Origin of the sequence: Arsenophonus sp. ENCA, from assembly GCF_002287155.1 — a bacterium.
GTDB classification, from domain to species: Bacteria; Pseudomonadota; Gammaproteobacteria; order Enterobacterales; family Enterobacteriaceae; genus Arsenophonus; species Arsenophonus nilaparvatae.
On the sequence record NZ_NHNG01000194.1, the window covers coordinates 1 to 2,354 of the forward strand.

A 2,354-nucleotide genomic window follows, 5' to 3' on the forward strand; every position below is an offset into this window, starting at 1 on the left:
AGGCAAACGGCTATAGGAGCCAGATTCAGCGTAAAGGCCATCGAAACAAACCGTTGTCCAAGACTCAGCAAGGGCGAAACCACAGGATTGCAAAGACTAGGGCACGGGTTGAACATGCATTTGCGGCGATGGAACAAATGGGTAGAAAACTGATCCGCACCATTGGACAGGTGCGCGCTAATTTTGCCATGACGATGATGGCAGCATGTTACAACCTAAAGCGGTTGGCGTACTTCCAGAGCGCGTGCATCGTGGCTTTCTGACGCCCAGAATGGGTCAAATGGCCCTAGCCAGGGCAATGTGCGATAGAATCAGTAACGTGATAATCAAAAAAAATCTAATTATTTAGAATGAAAGCCAAGGGTTAATTGAAAATCTTGAGTTTTTCGAGGTGCCCAAGCGTGTAGATAATGTTATTGCACTCTATAGTAGTTTCGTTTTCTGAGGCTTCATGATTCACCGAACAATTGTTGTTTTTAAAGTAGTACCAAGGCCTTATTGTTGAAAATAAAACGCTAACCGCGATTGTTGCTATTAAAAAAACAGCCGACAGATGCATTAGCCGACAATAATTAAATCCAAAAGCAGAGATAACCCCAAAAACGACGAAAAGCAGTGCGCTCAACCAAAGTGAACCCGTCAATATGTATGAGAAAACAGCGTTGAGACCAATAAAAAAGAAATGAAGTATTAAACCTCTCATTGTTCCCCCTAGTTAAGATAAACAATTTCTCCATCGGGGATACGTGCCGGTAAGACAATTTGCATATCACGCCCACTATTATCAAAAAGACGGTGATTTTTGACGCTGCCCAATAGCGCAGAATCGCGGGTTTGCGTTTTGAGCGCCGCCATTAATCCCGGTGAAAAAGGTTGCCAGACGAAAACGCGCTGGCTGGCAATCACATGCTGGATGTGGGAGTGCGGCGTGATACCGATTTGCGTCGCTGTTAGCACAATTTCATTAGGGTTTTTAATCACATCGGGATGAAGATAGAGATAATCATTAATCGCGTTGATATAGTGAACCGTCTCTATCGCCTGTTGCGTCGTGATTGTTGTTATTTCGGTGCTATTGAGATTATCTGCATGTTGATGCTGATAAAATCCAGCCAGAGATAACGACACCAGTAGAAAAGAAAGGATTAAATAGCCCATCATCCCCCCGGTGGTTTATCAGTGATGCGTATCAGGCATTGCGCACTATTGGTTTCAGCATAAAGTGGCTTTTTGGCAGATTGGTATAACTCCAAAACGCTTCTCAGTGCGGATTTAAAATCACCACTGAATCTTAATGGAGCATCAATCTGATAATTAACCGGCGTTTGCCAGTATACCGTCCAGTTTTTTACCCCCGGCGCGACACAAGATTCCTTTATTGCCCATGCCATGACACCCGCTTTTAACGTTCCTTCTTTTTCTATCTGCCACGTTTGCACATGTTTTGGGTTCGGAGTGACTTTCATTGACGTAAACGGTTTATCCGTAAGCAACGTCGTTTTCTTTGATGGTACAATCATTGGTTGAGAGTGAACGAGTGGTTTATTTTCCTTAGCCGATGAAGAATTATTTTTAACGCTGATAATCTGCGGTGGTTTGATCACCGTCAGTGGTTTACTTGTCATCGAGTGATTATCTTTAGCGGGATTTTTCTCTGGCAACATCCCTTCAGTTTTTTTCTTTACCGGGATAGGATGAATATCAACCGGTTTATCAATGCGATAAAAATAAATATCGGTTTCACTGCATCCTATGCATCCTTGCTTGACCTGATAGTCAATGACTCCTTTTGCGCCATGCGTTCTTAGCCAGCGTTTGGCGTTAAAATACCCTGCTGATGTTTGAGTTAATACCACAATCTGATTGGCATGAGCGACAGCAAAGTAATCATCCGGAAGATAGTTCCCTTTTTCTCCATCAAAATCATAAATCGCTTTTGCCCAGTGCCCCGTGATGAGGGAGGCTGTCGCAAAAGCTCATGTTATCGATTAAAATTTGCTTTATTCGTTTTAAACGCAGATCTTTTATGACCGTATTTACTCGCAAACTGGAATCGCCTTCTCACACCAAACGTAAGTTTGTCAAAGCGCAAAATCTACCTATCTTGGAGGGTTCTGTTTCCCTTTGCGATTATCTCAAGCAAATTGGTGAACGTAGGGCATTTATTGTCACAGAGATTTTGGATGAACAAGACTGGGTACCTTTCGAACGCTGTTATTCTTCAACAGGTAGAGCGCCGTATTCTCCTCGTTCAATGATGGGAATTTTGCTTTATGGGATCATGAAAGGGCATAGTTCGCTCAGAGCACTTGAAAATCTGGCGCGTTTAGATTTGGGATGTATTTTTGTCAGCC

The 2,354-nt window shown here is 43.0% G+C and carries 4 protein-coding genes; 2 read left to right on the forward strand and 2 right to left on the reverse strand.

The genetic code is table 11. From position 1 onward, the window contains the following. The coding region (locus CBG25_RS04985; protein WP_290603799.1) for a transposase at positions 1-263 on the forward strand (263 nt) is incomplete at its 5' end. A gap of 448 nt (positions 264-711) precedes the next feature. On the opposite strand, the gene pilM is transcribed toward CBG25_RS04985, so the two are convergent. Together pilM and CBG25_RS04995 are read right to left on the reverse strand one after the other, a co-directional pair. Next, positions 712-1,158 (reverse strand): type IV pilus biogenesis protein PilM, encoded by a 447-nt coding sequence (gene pilM / locus CBG25_RS04990; RefSeq protein ID WP_290604998.1) that lies wholly within the window; start codon positions 1,156-1,158, stop codon positions 712-714. Continuing rightward, on the reverse strand, positions 1,158-1,955 hold the full coding sequence (locus CBG25_RS04995; RefSeq protein ID WP_290604999.1) for a TcpQ domain-containing protein: 798 nt from the start codon (positions 1,953-1,955) through the stop codon (positions 1,158-1,160). The genes pilM and CBG25_RS04995 overlap by 1 nt, the downstream gene beginning before the upstream one ends. Positions 1,956-1,978: 23 nt before the next feature. On the opposite strand from CBG25_RS04995, the gene CBG25_RS05000 reads away from it, so the two are divergent. After that, on the forward strand, positions 1,979-2,354 hold a 376-nt coding region (locus CBG25_RS05000), incomplete at its 3' end, for a hypothetical protein (protein ID WP_290603693.1).

Excerpts from the sequence above, each read along its gene's own strand:
- pilM (WP_290604998.1), bottom strand. The coding sequence starts at position 1,158 with ATGGGCTATTTAATCCTTTCTTTTCTACTGGTGTCGTTATCTCTGGCT.